Origin of the sequence: Flavobacterium sp. N2820 (genome assembly GCF_025947285.1) — a bacterium.
Lineage (GTDB): Bacteria > Bacteroidota > Bacteroidia > Flavobacteriales > Flavobacteriaceae > Flavobacterium.
In genome coordinates this window covers 666487-681864 of record NZ_CP110008.1, presented here as the reverse complement: position 1 = coordinate 681864, position 15378 = coordinate 666487, and the positions used below count along the sequence as shown (strand labels likewise).

Annotated in this window: 14 protein-coding genes; 2 read left to right on the top strand and 12 right to left on the bottom strand. The window is 32.5% G+C overall.

From position 1 onward, the window contains the following. Positions 1-67: 67 nt before the first annotated feature. Together OLM52_RS03190 and OLM52_RS03185 are read left to right on the top strand one after the other, a co-directional pair. Positions 68-637, top strand: coding sequence for a hypothetical protein (locus tag OLM52_RS03190; RefSeq protein ID WP_264549703.1), 570 nt, complete (start codon positions 68-70; stop codon positions 635-637). 86 nt (positions 638-723) lie between these two features. After that, complete coding sequence (locus tag OLM52_RS03185) at positions 724-1140, top strand: hypothetical protein (RefSeq protein ID WP_264549702.1); 417 nt, start codon at positions 724-726, stop codon at positions 1138-1140. A 4-nt stretch (positions 1141-1144) separates the two neighbouring features. On the opposite strand, the gene hisIE is transcribed toward OLM52_RS03185, so the two are convergent. The 12 genes from hisIE to OLM52_RS03125 form a co-directional block, all read right to left on the bottom strand. Next, complete coding sequence (hisIE, locus tag OLM52_RS03180) at positions 1145-1744, bottom strand: bifunctional phosphoribosyl-AMP cyclohydrolase/phosphoribosyl-ATP diphosphatase HisIE (RefSeq protein ID WP_264549701.1); 600 nt, start codon at positions 1742-1744, stop codon at positions 1145-1147. 72 nt (positions 1745-1816) lie between these two features. Continuing rightward, complete coding sequence (gene hisF / locus OLM52_RS03175; RefSeq protein WP_264549700.1) at positions 1817-2572, bottom strand: imidazole glycerol phosphate synthase subunit HisF; 756 nt, start codon at positions 2570-2572, stop codon at positions 1817-1819. Positions 2573-2586: 14 nt separating this feature from the next. Continuing rightward, positions 2587-3309: a 1-(5-phosphoribosyl)-5-[(5-phosphoribosylamino)methylideneamino]imidazole-4-carboxamide isomerase gene (hisA, locus tag OLM52_RS03170; protein WP_264549699.1), complete on the bottom strand. Its 723-nt coding sequence runs from the start codon at positions 3307-3309 to the stop codon at positions 2587-2589. 34 nt (positions 3310-3343) lie between these two features. Next, positions 3344-3973: an imidazole glycerol phosphate synthase subunit HisH gene (hisH, locus tag OLM52_RS03165; RefSeq protein ID WP_264549698.1), complete on the bottom strand. Its 630-nt coding sequence runs from the start codon at positions 3971-3973 to the stop codon at positions 3344-3346. A gap of 176 nt (positions 3974-4149) precedes the next feature. Beyond that, positions 4150-5289, bottom strand: a complete 1140-nt coding sequence (hisB, locus tag OLM52_RS03160; protein WP_264549697.1) for a bifunctional histidinol-phosphatase/imidazoleglycerol-phosphate dehydratase HisB — start codon at positions 5287-5289, stop codon at positions 4150-4152. Next, the gene (gene hisC, locus OLM52_RS03155) at positions 5261-6322 is read right to left on the bottom strand and encodes a histidinol-phosphate transaminase (protein ID WP_264549696.1); all 1062 of its coding nucleotides are present in this window, start codon (positions 6320-6322) and stop codon (positions 5261-5263) included. Before hisC ends, hisB begins: the two co-directional genes overlap by 29 nt. A 115-nt stretch (positions 6323-6437) precedes the next feature. Next, positions 6438-7718: a histidinol dehydrogenase gene (hisD, locus tag OLM52_RS03150; protein ID WP_264549695.1), complete on the bottom strand. Its 1281-nt coding sequence runs from the start codon at positions 7716-7718 to the stop codon at positions 6438-6440. A 40-nt stretch (positions 7719-7758) separates the two neighbouring features. Further along, positions 7759-8616: an ATP phosphoribosyltransferase gene (gene hisG / locus OLM52_RS03145; RefSeq protein WP_264549694.1), complete on the bottom strand. Its 858-nt coding sequence runs from the start codon at positions 8614-8616 to the stop codon at positions 7759-7761. A gap of 253 nt (positions 8617-8869) precedes the next feature. After that, on the bottom strand, positions 8870-9370 hold the full coding sequence (locus OLM52_RS03140) for a hypothetical protein (protein ID WP_264549693.1): 501 nt from the start codon (positions 9368-9370) through the stop codon (positions 8870-8872). Between the two features lie 13 nt (positions 9371-9383). Then, on the bottom strand, positions 9384-10496 hold the full coding sequence (locus tag OLM52_RS03135; RefSeq protein ID WP_264549692.1) for an efflux RND transporter periplasmic adaptor subunit: 1113 nt from the start codon (positions 10494-10496) through the stop codon (positions 9384-9386). A 7-nt stretch (positions 10497-10503) separates the two neighbouring features. Continuing rightward, positions 10504-14841, bottom strand: coding sequence for a CusA/CzcA family heavy metal efflux RND transporter (locus OLM52_RS03130; RefSeq protein ID WP_264549691.1), 4338 nt, complete (start codon positions 14839-14841; stop codon positions 10504-10506). A 93-nt stretch (positions 14842-14934) separates the two neighbouring features. Next, positions 14935-15309, bottom strand: coding sequence for a hypothetical protein (locus tag OLM52_RS03125; protein WP_264549690.1), 375 nt, complete (start codon positions 15307-15309; stop codon positions 14935-14937). Positions 15310-15378: the final 69 nt, after the last annotated feature.

Genomic DNA, 15378 nt, shown 5'->3' with positions numbered 1-15378 from the left:
AATTTTTATTTTAAAGGTAAGAATTTTTGAAGAAATTTGGATATATTTGGAAAAACATTCGTTATTTATGAAAATTATTAAAACACTCTTTTTAATAAGCCTCTTTTTATTTTCTTTTAATTCTTCTGCTCAAATTTATAAGTTTGATAAGTTTGTAGTTTATGAAAATAAAACGGATTCAATAGAGTCAAATGTTTATTGCAATTCAATTAATTCAAATTATTTTTTAAGGATTATAAATTCTTATCATGGACAAGAAGCTTTAGTTTATGATCTTATAAATAAAAAAGTTCATTATTTCGAAGTTACAAAAAAATCAATTGAAAAAGATTTAACTGAAGTGTCATTTAAATATAAAAATTCAAGAAAAGTAATTGAAAAAGTTAAATTTAATTACTTTTTCGAATACATTAAAATAAATGAAGATAGCTTATATAATTATTCAAAATTAGTTGTTTACAAAAATAAATCTAAGAAAAAAATAATCAATGAAATTGAATTAAAAATCAAAAAAGACAAATCAAGTTACTTTCCTTTGTATCGATTTTGCACAATGCATACGTTTGAATTTAATACTGAAATGGACTTTAGTATAGATGGAATAATAGAAGCATCAAGAACAAAAAAAACGATTTAATTACTAATGAAATTGTTTTAACAAATTTTGAAGATTTTGATTTAGAGTTATTTATACCTAAAGAAATAATTATTAAATAATTTCAAATGAATCTATCTGGGAACTGGCAAGACTTTTATGAGTATGGTAGTGGTTATGAACTGCCCTATTTTGGACAACGTGTACATATTAAAGCTTCCATAACGGATGTAAATGGTTCTTTTACAGGAGAAATTGTAGAAGATGGTTCTGTTTTTTCTGTTAAATTAGAAGCCACAATAAAAGGATTTATTGAAGATGGTTTTATTTCTTTTGTCAAAAAATATCCGAAAAAACCTATCATTGTAGAACATTCAACTACAATCAATTATGAAAGCGGTTCTTTAGAAATTGAGCATGAAGGCATTGTTGATGCGCAAAATAATTCAATCTATGGAAATTGGTTTATCATTGAAATAATAACAGATGAATTGGGTACTTTTGAAAACACATCTCAAGGAATTTGGCTATTAACCAAACTATAAAAACCTACTTCTCCCTTCCCTTCAAAACTTCCACTACATCTTGCAACTGAAAACCTTTCGCCTGCAATAAAATTAAATAGTGAAACAATAAATCGGCATTTTCGGATAAAAACAAATCATCGTTGTTATCTTTGGCTTCAATGACTACTTCAACGGCTTCTTCACCTACTTTTTGAGCGATTTTATTAATACCTTTTGCAAATAATGAGGCTACATAACTCTTTTCTGTATCGGCATTTACTTTGCGTGTTGCAATGGTATTTTCTAGTTTTGATAAAAACCCAAATTCTTGATTATTAGCTTCTTGCCAACACGTATCTAAACCTGTGTGACAAGTTGGACCCACTGGTTTTACTTTTACTAATAGTGTATCGTTATCGCAATCTTCTTTAATGGAAATTAGTTCTAAGAAGTTGCCACTCTCCTCACCTTTTGTCCATAATCGTTTTTTAGAACGACTGAAAAAAGTTACTTTATTGGTCGCCAACGTTTGGTCTAATGCTTCTTGATTCATGTAGCCCAACATCAAAACGTTTTTGGTTTCGTTGTCTTGAATGATGGCTGGGACAAGGTTATCTGGGGTCTTGTTGAAATTGATATTCATAATTTTATTTTTAAACATATAAGTTAAATAGGTTGATTCCTTAAATTGAGTTTGTCTTTAAGTTCATAAAAGTTATACTCTAATTGCAATATTTTGATTTTTTAAAAACTGTTTCAATTCAAGAATTTCGATTTCTTGATAGTGAAAAACACTGGCGGCTAAAGCGGCATCGGCTTTTCCAATAATGAATGTGTCAGCAAAATGTTCCATTGTCCCAGCGCCACCCGAAGCGATGATGGGAATGTTTACGATTTCAGATAATTGGGCTAAGGCTTCATTGGCAAATCCGTTTTTGGTTCCGTCATTATTCATAGAAGTGAATAGAATTTCTCCAGCACCACGTTGTTCCACTTCTTTTGCCCAGTCGAATAAATTTAATTCCGTTGGAACTTTTCCACCTACTAAATGAACTATCCAAACGCCATCGATCTGTTTGGCATCAATAGCAACTACTACGCACTGACTTCCATATTTTGCTGCAATTTTGTTTATCAAATCAGGATTTTTAACGGCTGAAGAGTTAATTGAAATTTTATCAGCACCATTGCGAAGTAAAATATCAACATCAGCAACAGATGAAATACCACCACCAACCGTAAACGGAATATTTATAGTCGCCGCCACTTTTCGAACCAAATCGATTAATGTCGCGCGACGTTCTTCAGTGGCGGAAATATCTAAAAAAACGAGTTCGTCTGCACCTGTTTCTGCATATTTTTTTGCCAGTTCCACAGGATCACCAGCGTCTTTTAAATCCACAAAGTTGACGCCTTTAACGGTTCGTCCGTTTTTGATGTCTAAGCAGGGAATGATTCTTTTTGTAAGCATTGTAGTATTAAGTATTAAGACAAAATGTAGTTTTCTAATTGCTTCAACGAAATTCTGCCTTCGTAAATGGCTTTTCCGATGATGGTACCTTCGCAACCTAATTCGGCTAACTTGGGTAATTCATCAAAAGTGGAAATGCCTCCTGAAGCAATTAGTTTAATTCCTTGAGTTTGTTCTAAAATTCTTTGGTACAATTCAAAACTTGGGCCTTCTAACATGCCGTCTTTTGAAATATCTGTACAAATTACATACTGAATTCCTTCTTGTTGATACTTTTGTATAAACGGAACTACCTCTTCTTTTGATGCTTCTAACCAACCTGAAATCGCTACTTTTTCATTCATTGCATCCGCTCCTAAAATGATTTTTTCAGCTCCATATTGCTGTATCCAACTTTTGAAAACTTCAGGTTGTTTGATGGCAATACTTCCGCCCGTGACTTGATTCGCACCACTTTCGAAAGCAATTTTTAAATCTGCATCCGATTTTAAACCGCCACCAAAATCGATTTTTAAATTGGTCTTCGAAGCAATTTGTTCCAAAATCTTATAATTCACTATTTTGCTTGATTTTGCACCATCTAAATCTACTAAATGCAAATACTCAATTCCATGTGCTTCAAAGGATTTGGCTACTTCCAACGGGTTTTCATTATATATCTTCTTCGTACTGTAATCCCCTTTGGAAAGTCGTACGCATTTTCCATCAATGATGTCTATGGCTGGAATAATTCTCATGTCATATTTTTTTAAGAGCAATTTCAAGCTCCAATTATACGTTTAAAAAGTTTTTCAAAATTTGTGCTCCGAATGTTCCGCTTTTCTCTGGGTGGAATTGTACTCCAAAGAAATTATCACGTTGTAATGCTGTACTATATTCTTGTCTGTAATTTGTTGTAGCAATAGTGTTTTCAGACAATGGGGCATAAAAGCTGTGCACCAAATACATGAATTCGTTTTCTTTAATTCCTTCAAACAATGGCGATTTTAGATTGTAAATCGTATTCCAACCCATTTGAGGCACTTTAACCTCGTTTGAAAATTTCACCACATTTACATTAAAAATTCCAAGTCCGTTTGTGTTTCCTTCCTCTGACTGTTTGCACATCAATTGCATGCCTAAACAAATCCCTAAAACCGGTTGTTTTAACGTTGGAATTAGCACATCTAATCCACTTTCTTGCAACATTTTCATGGCACTACTCGCCTCGCCTACACCAGGGAAAATAACTTTATCAGCCGATTTTATGATGTTCCAATTGTTTGTTACAATTCCTTCGAATCCAAGTCGTTTCAATGCAAATAAAACACTTTGCACATTTCCGGCTCCGTAATCTATAATAGCTAGCCCCCCAGCCCCCAAAGGGGGAGTTTGACTAACTGTATTTACATTCTTTTTCATATGTTTAAATTTTATTTTTTAGCGGTAACATATGGTATCGCCTTTTTAATCATTGGTGTTTATCTCACAATTGTTTTATTTTTCATCGGTGTTCGATGATTATTCAATTGCTTGCGCAAACTTTTTGTTAATGGCGATTTCATAATCTTTTAATTCCCCCTTTGGGGGTTAGGGGGCTATAACATTCCTTTTGTTGAAGGTAAAATCATTTTTTCTGTATCTCTTTTTACTGCTACTTTTATCGCTTTTGCGAAGGCTTTAAAAATTGCCTCAATCTTATGGTGTTCATTTGTTCCTTCAGCTTTGATGTTCAGATTTGCTTTTGCTCCATCTGTAAACGATTTGAAGAAGTGAAAAAACATTTCGGTTGGCATTTGACCAATCATTTCACGTTTGAATTCGGCTTCCCAAACCAACCAATTTCTTCCACCAAAATCAATAGCCACTTGAGCCAAACAATCGTCCATTGGTAAACAAAAACCATAACGTTCGATACCTAACTTGTTGCCTAAAGCTATTCCAAAAACTTCACCTAAGGCAATTGCCGTATCTTCAATCGTATGGTGTTCATCGACTTCTAAATCGCCTTTGACTTGGATATCTAAATCCATTTGTCCGTGACGCGCTAATTGGTCTAACATGTGATCAAAAAACGAAATCCCAGTGTTAATGTTGCTTTTGCCTGTTCCGTCTAGATTTAAAACAATATTAATATCCGTTTCATTGGTTTTTCTGACTATCGAAGCGGTTCTTTCTTCTAATTTTAAAAATGCATAAATTGCTTGCCAATCATTCGTTTGTAAAACTATAGTGCTTTGTAATTCTTCTAGAGCAGTTACAATTTCATCTTTACCTAAATTATCTTTGTTATTGATAAAAATAGCTTTGGAACCTAAGTTTTTTGCCAATTCGACATCCGTAATTCTATCACCAATTACAAATGAATTTTGCAAATCATATTCTGAATTATTCAAATATTTCGACAACATTCCTGTTCCTGGTTTTCTGGTTGGTTTGTTGTCTTCAGGAAAACTTCTGTCAATAAAAATTTCACCGAATTTTATACCTTCATTTTCAAATGCTTTTAGAATAAAATTTTGTGTTGGCCAAAATGTTTCTTCAGGAAAACTTGCTGTTCCCAAACCATCTTGATTGGTTACTATTGCCAATTCAAAATCCAATTCATTGGCTATTTTACTTAAAAACTGAAAGACCTTTGGATAAAATTCTAATTTAGTTAAACAATCTAATTGGTAATTTTTTGGTTCTAAAACCAAAGTTCCATCTCTATCTATAAATAATACTTTTTTCGGCATTGTTCAATATTTTTAATACTTCCATTAAACGTTCATTTTCTTCTTTATTTCCTACGGTTATACGCAAACAATTTTCACAGAGTGGTTGGTTACTTCTGTTGCGAACCACAACTCCATTATCTAAAAATTGTTGGTATCGATAAGTTGCCTCGTCTACTTTTACTAAGATAAAATTAGCGTCAGAAGGAAATACTTTTACTATAAATTTAGTTGCTTTTAAAGCACTAACTAATTTTTCTTTTTCTACCAAAATTTTTCTCACCTGAGCTTTTAGTGTACTTTGAAGTAATTTTTTCTCAGCGGCTTCTTGCGAAAGAATATTAACATTATAAGGTGGCTTTATTTTGTTTAGTACTGCAATAATAGGCTTTGAAGCATACAAAATTCCAATTCGTAAACCTGCCATAGCATAAGCTTTTGACAAAGTTTGAGTAATGATTAAATTTGGAAAATCGTTCAATTCGTTCAACCAACTTTTATTAGCAGAAAAATCAATATATGCTTCATCTAAAACAACTAAACCTTTAAAATTATTCAAAATTCTGATGATAGATTCATCTGAAAATGAATTTCCAGTTGGATTGTTCGGCGAACACAAGAAAATTATTTTTGTATTGGCATCTACGGCATTCAAAATAACATCTACATTGGGTTGAAATTCTTCATTTAAAAGCACTTCACGGTTTTCAATGGCATTGATACTTGCTAAAACGCCATACATTCCATAGGTTGGTGGTAATGTGATGATGTTATCTTGATTTGGTTCGCAAAAAGCTCTAAAAATCAAATCTAACACTTCATCACTGCCATTTCCTAATAAAATATTTTCCACATAAATATCTTTTTTATCTGCAATTGCAGCTTTTAAATCTTTTTGTTGTGGATCAGGATAACGATTCATTCCGTTTGAAAATGGATTTTCATTTGCATCTAAATAAATCATTGGTCTTGTAAACTGCTCAAATTCGTCTCTAGCGGAAGAATAGGGACTTAATTTTTTGACATTTTCTCTGATTATGTTTTCTAAATTCATACATTTTTTAATTTTAAACACATAGTCACATTAGCTGTTATTTGTGTTGATTTTAGGGGTTTCACTTGACAAAGTTCACAAAGATTACTAGTTAAATTCTATGCGTCTAAGTGTTTTAATTCTTTTTTAGTCTTAATGTAACGGCATTCCTGTGGGCTTGTAAACCCTCTGCTTCAGCCATCGTTTCTATTGCTTTTCCAATATTCTGAATGCCTTCGATTGAAATTTTTTGAAACGTCATCGCTTTCAAAAAACTATCTAAGTTTACACCGCTATAACTTTTAGCATACCCATTTGTTGGTAAAGTGTGATTGGTTCCCGAAGCATAATCTCCTGCGCTTTCTGGAGTATAATTTCCAATAAAAACAGAGCCCGCATTTTGAATTCCGTCCACAAAATAATCTTCATTTTTTGAGCAAACAATGAAATGCTCAGGTCCGTATTCGTTAATTAACGATAAAGCTGTCTTTTCGGTTTCGACGAAGATTAATTTCGAATTATTGATAGCAACCTGAGCAATTTCTTGTCTTGGAAGTTCTTTTAATTGTTGGTAGACTTCTTCTTCTACATCATTTAAAACATTTTTATTGGTGGTAACCAAAATCACTTGGCTATCTTTTCCGTGTTCGGCTTGACTCAATAAATCAGAAGCTACGAAACTTGGAATGGCGGTTTCATCTGCATACACTAACAATTCACTTGGACCTGCAGGCATATCAATCGCTACACCGTTTTGAGAAGCGAATTGCTTTGCAATGGTTACAAATTGATTACCAGGTCCGAAGATTTTATATACTTGCGGAATCGTTTCTGTGCCAAAAGTCATTCCAGCAATAGCTTGAATTCCACCTACTTTATAGATTTTAGTTATACCGCATAAATCAGCAGTGTATAAAATGGCTGAATTGATTTTTCCATTTTTATCAGAAGGCGAACACAAAACAATTTCTTGACAACCCGCTAATTTTGCAGGAACGGCCAACATTAAAACCGTTGAAAATAAAGGAGCCGTTCCGCCAGGGATGTATAAACCTACTTTTTGAATTGGTTTTTTTTCTTGCCAACACGTAACTCCGATGGTAGTTTCAACAACTATTTTATCCGTTTTTTGGGCTGAATGAAATTGTTCAATGTTTGATTTGGCTAATTGAATTGCTTCTTTTAGTTGATCAGAAACTTCATTTTTTGCGGTTTCAATTTCTTCTGAAGTCACTTGAATGTTCTCCAAAGTCACGCCATCAAAGAAAGATGCATATTTTGCTATAGCTTTGTCGCCTTTTTGTTGTACTTCTTTAAAGATTTGCTTAACCGTTGCTTCAACATCAGAAAAAGTTTGGGTTGGTCTTTTGCAAATTTCTGACCAAGTTTCAGGTTGTGGGTTGTATATTTTTTTCATAAGTCTATATTCTTAATTCTATTCTCTTTTTTCTTTTTTTTTAAAGGACCATTTTCTCAATTGGGCAAACCAAAATACCTTCAGCTCCAGCTTCTCTAAGTTGGTCAATGACTTCCCAAAATTTATCTTCGTCAATTACAGAATGCACACTACTCCATCCCTCTTCGGCTAATGGCATAACAGTTGGGCTTTTTAAAACAGGAAGAATTTTGCTGATTTCAACGATTTTTTCATTGGGAACATTCATTAAAATATATTTTGATTTTCTAGAACGTAAAACAGATTGAATTCGGAATTGTAATTTGGCTAATAATTGCGTTGCTTCATTAGAAATTTGAGGAGAAACCGCTAAAACTGCTTCGCTTTTTAAGATCACTTCCACTTCTTTTAAACCGTTTTTAAACAACGTACTTCCACTAGAAACAATATCAACAATCGCATCTGAAAGTCCGATATTTGGGGCAATTTCAACTGAACCTGAAATTTGGTGAATGTCTACTGAAATTCCTTTGGAAGAAAAGTAATCGACAACCGTTTTTGGATACGAAGTGGCAACTCGTAATCCGTCTAAATCTTGAATAGAATTGTAGTTGAAATTCTTTGGAACCGCTACCGAAACTTTGCATTTGGAAAAACCTAATTTCTCTGCAATTTGAATGTTTTGCCCTTTTTCTACCAATAAGTTATCACCAACAATGGCAATATCAACAACGCCATCAATCAAATATTGAGGAATATCAGAATTTCGTAAATAATATACTTCTAAAGGAAAATTGGAAGCAGTAACTTTGAGTTGATCGTTTCCATTATATACAGAAATTCCACAATCTTTTAAGATTTGAATACTTTCATCGTGAAGGCGACCTGATTTTTGAATAGCAATTTTTAATGTGTTCATTTTTAATTTTTGTTTTAAAAAAGTACACCAAGGGATTTGTAAAAAATGCTTAACAACAAAAAACCCGCTTGATGTACTCAAACGGGTTAATAGTTTATATGGTATAATTACATAGCATCACTACTTCGCTTGAGCGGAGGTATGATGATGATGATGTAATTGATTTAAAAACATAATTTCTGTTATTTTAACAATGCAAATGTAACGACTTAATTTTCGAATAAACAAAACTTTTTAAAAAATTATATTTTGTTTAGTGATCATCATTATCCAATTCTTCTTCATTACTTTCAGTTGAAGCATTGTTAATATTGGCATTTTCTCTGATTTCGGTATGACGTATTTCGCCACCTGAAGTTCCTACTGACTTAGACAAAACTGCAGCACCAATTGCTAAAACTAAAACAACATAAGAAACAATTGAAGCTTTTGCATGTTTTTTAAAATTGGCAACTAGGCCTAAAATGGAAAGAAAACCTAAAACATAAAGTACTTTCATGAAGGTTTCTGCCACTTCTTCGTGATTGTGAATTATGTCATGTGAAATACCTATTTCTTCGACAATTTCTTCAGCTCCTTCTCCTGTCATCATGGTTGCTTTTGCCATAATCATACAAAAAATGAACATTACATAAGCCGTATTAACCAAAATGGTGTGCTTTTTAAAAATCCCAATGGCTAAAATTCCTATTCCAAAAAATAATCCAATGATTGGAAAATGGTTAAAAACCATGTGTAAATGCGCTTGATTCATAATTTTTTATTTTTTAATTAGTTAATTCGAATACTCCTTTTGTGAGTAATTTTGTTTTAGCGTTAATAGTAGCATTAGGCATAATTTCAATGAATTTTTCTGATTTTTCACCTACCGTAACAGCAACTTTTTTAAATTTATATTCTGTTGTTTTACTGTTTAAAACCAATACATAATGTTTGTCATTTTCTGTAATGATTGCATCAGATGGAACTCCAAATCCTCTTTTAGCATCTGTAATTATGTGAGCTTCTACAAACATTCCAGATAACAATTTTTCTTTTATTTCTGGTGATAGTGTACCAAAAACCGAAATGGTTCTGTCTTTACTTTCTATCGATTTTCCAACTAATTGTACTTTGGAATTGAATTGTTCTTTACTTGCTTCTGGTACTTTAAAAGTGATTTTTTGACCTTGTTTTACATGTAAAATGTCTTTTTCAAAAATGCTTAAATTCAGGTGTAAATAATTGGTATCCACAATTTCTAAAATTACATCAGAAGGAGACATAAACATGCCAACATTTGCGTTCATTACTGTTATATCACCTGAAATGGGTGCCGAAATTGTAATTTGTGAAGTAAATTTTCCACGCTCAACATTAGCTGGATTGATGTTTAACAACACTAATTTTTCGCGTAAGCCTTGATACATTCCTTTTGCTTGTCGGTAATCACTTTCTGCTTTTAGATAGTTTTTTTGTGAAGTGATTTTTTCATTATACAATGTTTTCTGACGTTCAAATTCGGATTTCAAATAGTTAATTTGTTCGGCAACTTCTACATAATCCTTTTGTAAATCCAGATAATCGGTGTTTTCTAAGGTAATTAAAGCTTGTCCTTTTGCAACTTTATCACCCACTAATAATTTGGTAGCTTTTACATAACCGCCTAAAAACGTGGTTACTTTAGCTCTATATTGTGGTGGAACATCAATTTTCCCAGAGGATTTGACTGTAACTTCGAAATCTTGTTCAATTGGTGAACCTATTTCCATTTTTGAAGATTGAAATTGGGCTTCAGTTACTGAAATCAACCCGTCATCAATTCCTTTTTCTTCTGCAACTTCTTGTTTGCATGAAAATAAAAGAGTTGTTATTGTTGCTATGTAAAACAGTTTTTTCATTTGTAAATTATTGTATATTAACATATTGTAAGTCTAATTGTGTTTTGTTGTATTGGTTTACGGCATCTAAATAATCTACCTGTATAGTAGTTGCATTTTCTAAACTTTGTATGAATTGAAAAAAGTCAATTTCACCGTGTTTGTAACTCATGTTAGCAACCTTAATAATCTCTTGAGAAACTTTTTTTCCGTATTGATTATAGTAATCGATGGCTTGGTTATATTGTTCTAATTCACTGTTTTTCTGGTTGATGTGTGCATCCATTTTAATCAGTTCATGTTGTTTTTGTTGTTCCCAAGCTTGTGTTTCTAACTTGGCAACTTTAGATTTAGCAACAGTTCCATTGAATAAAATAGGAACAGCAATACCTACTTGAAATCCATATAAAGATTGCGAAATTCCGTTATTTCTTCCTTGAAAATATTCCACATTTAAATCGGGTAACCAATGCTGTTTCTGAAGTTGTTCATTAGATTTATATTTTTTTGTAATACTTTCTAAATAAGAACTATATAACTCTCTACTTGAAGCGTTTAATGTAGTTATTATTGGTTTAATTTCATTCGTTTTTACACTAATTTTTTCCTCCGATTGTACTAAAGCTTGCAATAATTCTAATTGCGCTTTTTTCTCTTTATCTAATTGCGAAAGTTTGGTTCTAATTTGTCTAAACTTTGCTTCAGCGGTTATTTTTTCCAAGTAATTGGTTTCGCCTAATTCAAATCTTCTGTCGCTTGCTTTAGAGAAATTTTGGTACAAACTATCTAAATAAAAATACAATTTTTCTTGATGTTGCACATATACGATTTGATGATATACTTTTGAAACTTCTAACTTGAGTTTGTTTTTTTGTAATTCGAAAGAAGTCTTTTGACTTTCTAATTCGGCTTTATAAAGCTTTTTTTGAGCACCATAAACCGTTGGAAAAGCAAATGATTGCTGCACTCCAAATACTTTTAAGGGTTCGTTATTTAGCGCTAAATTATTTTGATCATAGCTATAATACACATTCGTTTTATCAAAAGAATAAGCCGTTTTTACGTTTGCATTTGCTTTATCAATTTGCAATTGTCCAGCTTTTACTAATTTATTGTTTTGTAATGCTTTAGCCATAATTGAATCTAGTTCAGCATTATTTTCTTGAGCAAAACCAAAGCTTGTACCCAATAAGAATAGTAAAATATAAGTTCCGCTTACATGTTTTTTGAATTTTGGTTTTTTGAATTCTTTCTCATCAAAAACTTTGAATAAAATAGGCAATACAATCATGGTTAACAGTGTTGCAGTGAATAATCCACCAATAACTACGGTAGCTAATGGGCGTTGTACCTCTGCTCCAGCCGATGATGAAATTGCCATTGGTAAAAACCCTAAAGCAGCTGCAGCGGCGGTTAATAAAACTGGTCGAAGTCTATCAGTGGTTCCTTTTAAAATGAGTTCATTCATATCTTTCATGCCGCTGTGTTTCAATTCTTTAAAATGTTCAATTAGTACAATTCCGTTTAACACTGCAATTCCGAATAATGCAATAAATCCAACACCTGCTGAAATACTAAAAGGTAAATCTCGCATCCACAAAAATAACACCCCACCTACTGCTGATAAAGGAATTGCAGAATACACCATTAACGCTTCTTTGATGGATCCAAAGGCAAAATGTAACAAAATAAATATTAAAAATAAGGCAATTGGTACCGCAATTAACAATCGGGCTTTGGCACTTTGTAAGTTTTCAAATTGACCACCATAAGTAACGCGATAGCCTGTTGGTAAATCAATTTTAGTATCAATAATTTGCTGCACATCATCCACAACACTTTGTAAATCGCGGTTTCTTACATTGATTCCCACAATAATTCTTCGATTGGTATTGTCTCTTGAAATTTTAGCCGGACCTTCTGTATATTCAATAGCAGCTAATTCTCTTAACGGAATTTGCTCTCCATTTGGAGTGGAAACATATAAATTTCGTAAGTCTTCAATATCGGTTCTGTTGGTTTTATCTAATCGAATGACCATATCAAAACGTTTTTCGCCTTCAAATACGTTCCCAACGGTTTTCCCAGCGAAACCTAAAGCAATCATTTCGTTTAAATCGGCAATATTTAAGCCATAACGAGCAATTTTACTTCGGTCGTATTGCACGAACATTTGAGGCAAACCTTCCGTTTTTTCAATGATAATATCCGATGCACCTTCCACATTTTTAATTGCTTTTTCAATTTCGTGTGCTTTTTTGGCTAAAATATCTAAATCTTCACCAAAAATTTTAATGGCCACATCGGAACGAGAACCTGAAATTAATTCGTTGAAACGCATTTCAATAGGTTGCGTAAATTCAATTTCCATGTTTGGAATTTTCTCTTCTAAAGCCGCTTTGATTTTATCAGCTAATTCATCTTTAGAATCGGCAGAAACCCATTCTGATTTTGGTTTTAATTTTACGATAATATCACTCTCTTCCATACTCATTGGATCGGTAGGCACTTCGGCAGCACCAATTCTACTGACTACTTGCGAAACTTCTGGAAAATTTTTAAGAATTATTTTTTCAATCTTGGTAGTCGTTTCAATGGTTTTAGAAAGTGATGTTCCTGTTTTTAAAACGGGTTGAATTACGAAATCACCTTCATCTAATGTTGGAATAAATTCACCTCCCATTGTTGCAAACAATCCAACGGCTAAAAACAATAAGCCAACAGCTCCATAAAGTACTTTTTTAGTGTTGTCTAAAGCCCAAGTAATCACAGGTAAATACCAAGAATTCAATTTATTAATTAACCGATTGGAAATTGATTTTGGGTTTTCTTCTTGCGGTTTTAAAAACAACGAAGCCGCAACAGGAACGTAAGTAAAACAGAATAACATCGCGCCAACTAAAGCAAAACTAAATGTCATTGCCATAGGTTTGAACATTTTCCCTTCCACACCTGATAAAGAAAGAATTGGAATAAATACGATAAGAATGATTAACTGCCCAAAAATAGCCGAATTCATCATTTTTGAAGCACTTTTATAGGTAATTTGGTCAATTTCTATCTGACGTTCTTCTTTCGCTAAACCGACTAAATGTCTAGACTTATGAGCAATTTGAAAAGCAATAAATTCTACGATAATTACGGCTCCGTCGATGATGATTCCGAAATCTATCGCCCCTAAACTCATTAAATTGGCATCAATTCCAAAAATATTCATGAAGGAAATGGCAAATAATAAACAGAGCGGAATTACTGATGCAACAACCAATCCTGAACGCCAATTTCCGAGTAATAAAACCACAACAAAAATTACGATTAAACAACCTAAAATTAGGTTTTCTGCAACGGTAAACGTTGTTTTTCCTACTAATTCACTTCGTTCTAAAAATCCGTTGATGTAAACGCCTTCTGGTAATGTTTTTTCAATTTCTGCAACTCTTTCTTTTACATCTTCAATTACTTGTTTTGAGTTGCCGCCTTTTAGCATCATGACTTGCCCAAGAACCTTCTCGCCTTCTCCATTGCCTGTAATCGCACCAAAACGATTGGCATGACCAAATTGTACTTTGGCGATGTCTTTAATGTATATTGGCAAACCAGAATCATTTTTAACAACAATATTTTCAATATCTTGAGCGGAATTTACTTTTCCCTCGCCCCGAATAAAATAGCTTTGATTGGTTTTTTCAATATATGAACCACCGGCAATACTATTATTTTTTTCTAACGCCGTAAACACATCAGTAGTAGAAATGTTCATTGCTTTTAAACTAGCTGGATTGATCGCAATTTCATACTGTTTTAAATAACCACCCCAAGTATTGATTTCAACTACACCTTTGATTCCAGACAATTGTCTTTTTACTACCCAATCTTGAATCGTTCTTAAATCGGTAACCGAATATTGATTTTTGAATTCGGGTTTTACTTCTAACGTATATTGATAGATTTCGCCTAAGCCTGTGGTAATTGGGCCCATTTCTGGCGTTCCAAAACCTTCTGGAATTTTTTCAGCAGCGGTTTTAATTTTTTCAGCAATCAATTGTCTAGGTAAATACGTTCCTATTTCGTCCTCAAAAACAATCGTTACCACAGATAATCCGAATTTTGAAATTGAACGAATCTCGGTTACCCCTGGCAAATTTGCCATTTCAATTTCAACAGGATAGGTAATATATTGTTCAATATCTTGAGTAGAAAGATTGCGAGATGTAGTTATAACTTGAACCTGATTATTAGTAACATCAGGTACTGCACCGATTGAAATTTGGAAAACAGAAAACAAACCAAATCCTACAACACCGAGTGTAAATAAAAGAATTATGAGTTTATTTTTTAAACTAAAGGCGATAATTTTTTCTAACATTTTAGTAAATTTTGTATATATGAAATAACATTTATCATTTTAAGATAAGCACAACTGAATCATCATAAATGAATCAATTATTAAAACAAAATATTAGAATAATTTAGGCGGTAACCAAATTGAAGCAATCAAATTGGATTTAAAAGATTTATTATAAAAGAACTTCTTTTTAATAGAAATTAAAGGCTTTACATCTTGAATTTGATATGTAATTGTGGAAAATGCAAATAATGCACTTGACGAATTATCAAATGTTTTAAAGGGTAAATCTTCGTGATCGTGATTATTCTCGGCGTTTTTAGAATAATGCGAAATGATATAGTCAATAAATAAAATTGAATTCGAAGACAATTCATTTTTATGCTCGTTGTAATGTTCTATTAAGTTTGGAACTTTCAATAATTGCCCTATCGATGTGTTGGCACACATAAATACCGTAATTAAAAAATAGGCAATTAATTTGTTCATTTTATACAATTTGAGCAGTTTATAAAAATACTAAAAACTACAATACAAATGTAAAGAATATAAATAGGA

Bases quoted from the DNA above. Each gene is read 5' to 3' on its own strand.
- OLM52_RS03135 (WP_264549692.1), bottom strand. From the start codon at position 10,496: ATGAAAAAACTGTTTTACATAGCAACAATAACAACTCTTTTATTTTCA.
- hisC (WP_264549696.1), bottom strand. From the start codon at position 6,322: ATGAATTTAGAAAACATAATCAGAGAAAATGTCAAAAAATTAAGTCCC.
- hisG (WP_264549694.1), bottom strand. From the start codon at position 8,616: ATGAACACATTAAAAATTGCTATTCAAAAATCAGGTCGCCTTCACGAT.
- hisA (WP_264549699.1), bottom strand. From the start codon at position 3,309: ATGAGAATTATTCCAGCCATAGACATCATTGATGGAAAATGCGTACGA.
- OLM52_RS03125 (WP_264549690.1), bottom strand. From the start codon at position 15,309: ATGAACAAATTAATTGCCTATTTTTTAATTACGGTATTTATGTGTGCC.
- hisIE (WP_264549701.1), bottom strand. From the start codon at position 1,744: ATGAATATCAATTTCAACAAGACCCCAGATAACCTTGTCCCAGCCATC.
- OLM52_RS03130 (WP_264549691.1), bottom strand. From the start codon at position 14,841: ATGTTAGAAAAAATTATCGCCTTTAGTTTAAAAAATAAACTCATAATT.
- hisF (WP_264549700.1), bottom strand. From the start codon at position 2,572: ATGCTTACAAAAAGAATCATTCCCTGCTTAGACATCAAAAACGGACGA.
- OLM52_RS03185 (WP_264549702.1), top strand. From the start codon at position 724: ATGAATCTATCTGGGAACTGGCAAGACTTTTATGAGTATGGTAGTGGT.
- OLM52_RS03140 (WP_264549693.1), bottom strand. From the start codon at position 9,370: ATGAATCAAGCGCATTTACACATGGTTTTTAACCATTTTCCAATCATT.
- OLM52_RS03190 (WP_264549703.1), top strand. From the start codon at position 68: ATGAAAATTATTAAAACACTCTTTTTAATAAGCCTCTTTTTATTTTCT.
- hisD (WP_264549695.1), bottom strand. From the start codon at position 7,718: ATGAAAAAAATATACAACCCACAACCTGAAACTTGGTCAGAAATTTGC.
- hisH (WP_264549698.1), bottom strand. From the start codon at position 3,973: ATGAAAAAGAATGTAAATACAGTTAGTCAAACTCCCCCTTTGGGGGCT.
- hisB (WP_264549697.1), bottom strand. From the start codon at position 5,289: ATGCCGAAAAAAGTATTATTTATAGATAGAGATGGAACTTTGGTTTTA.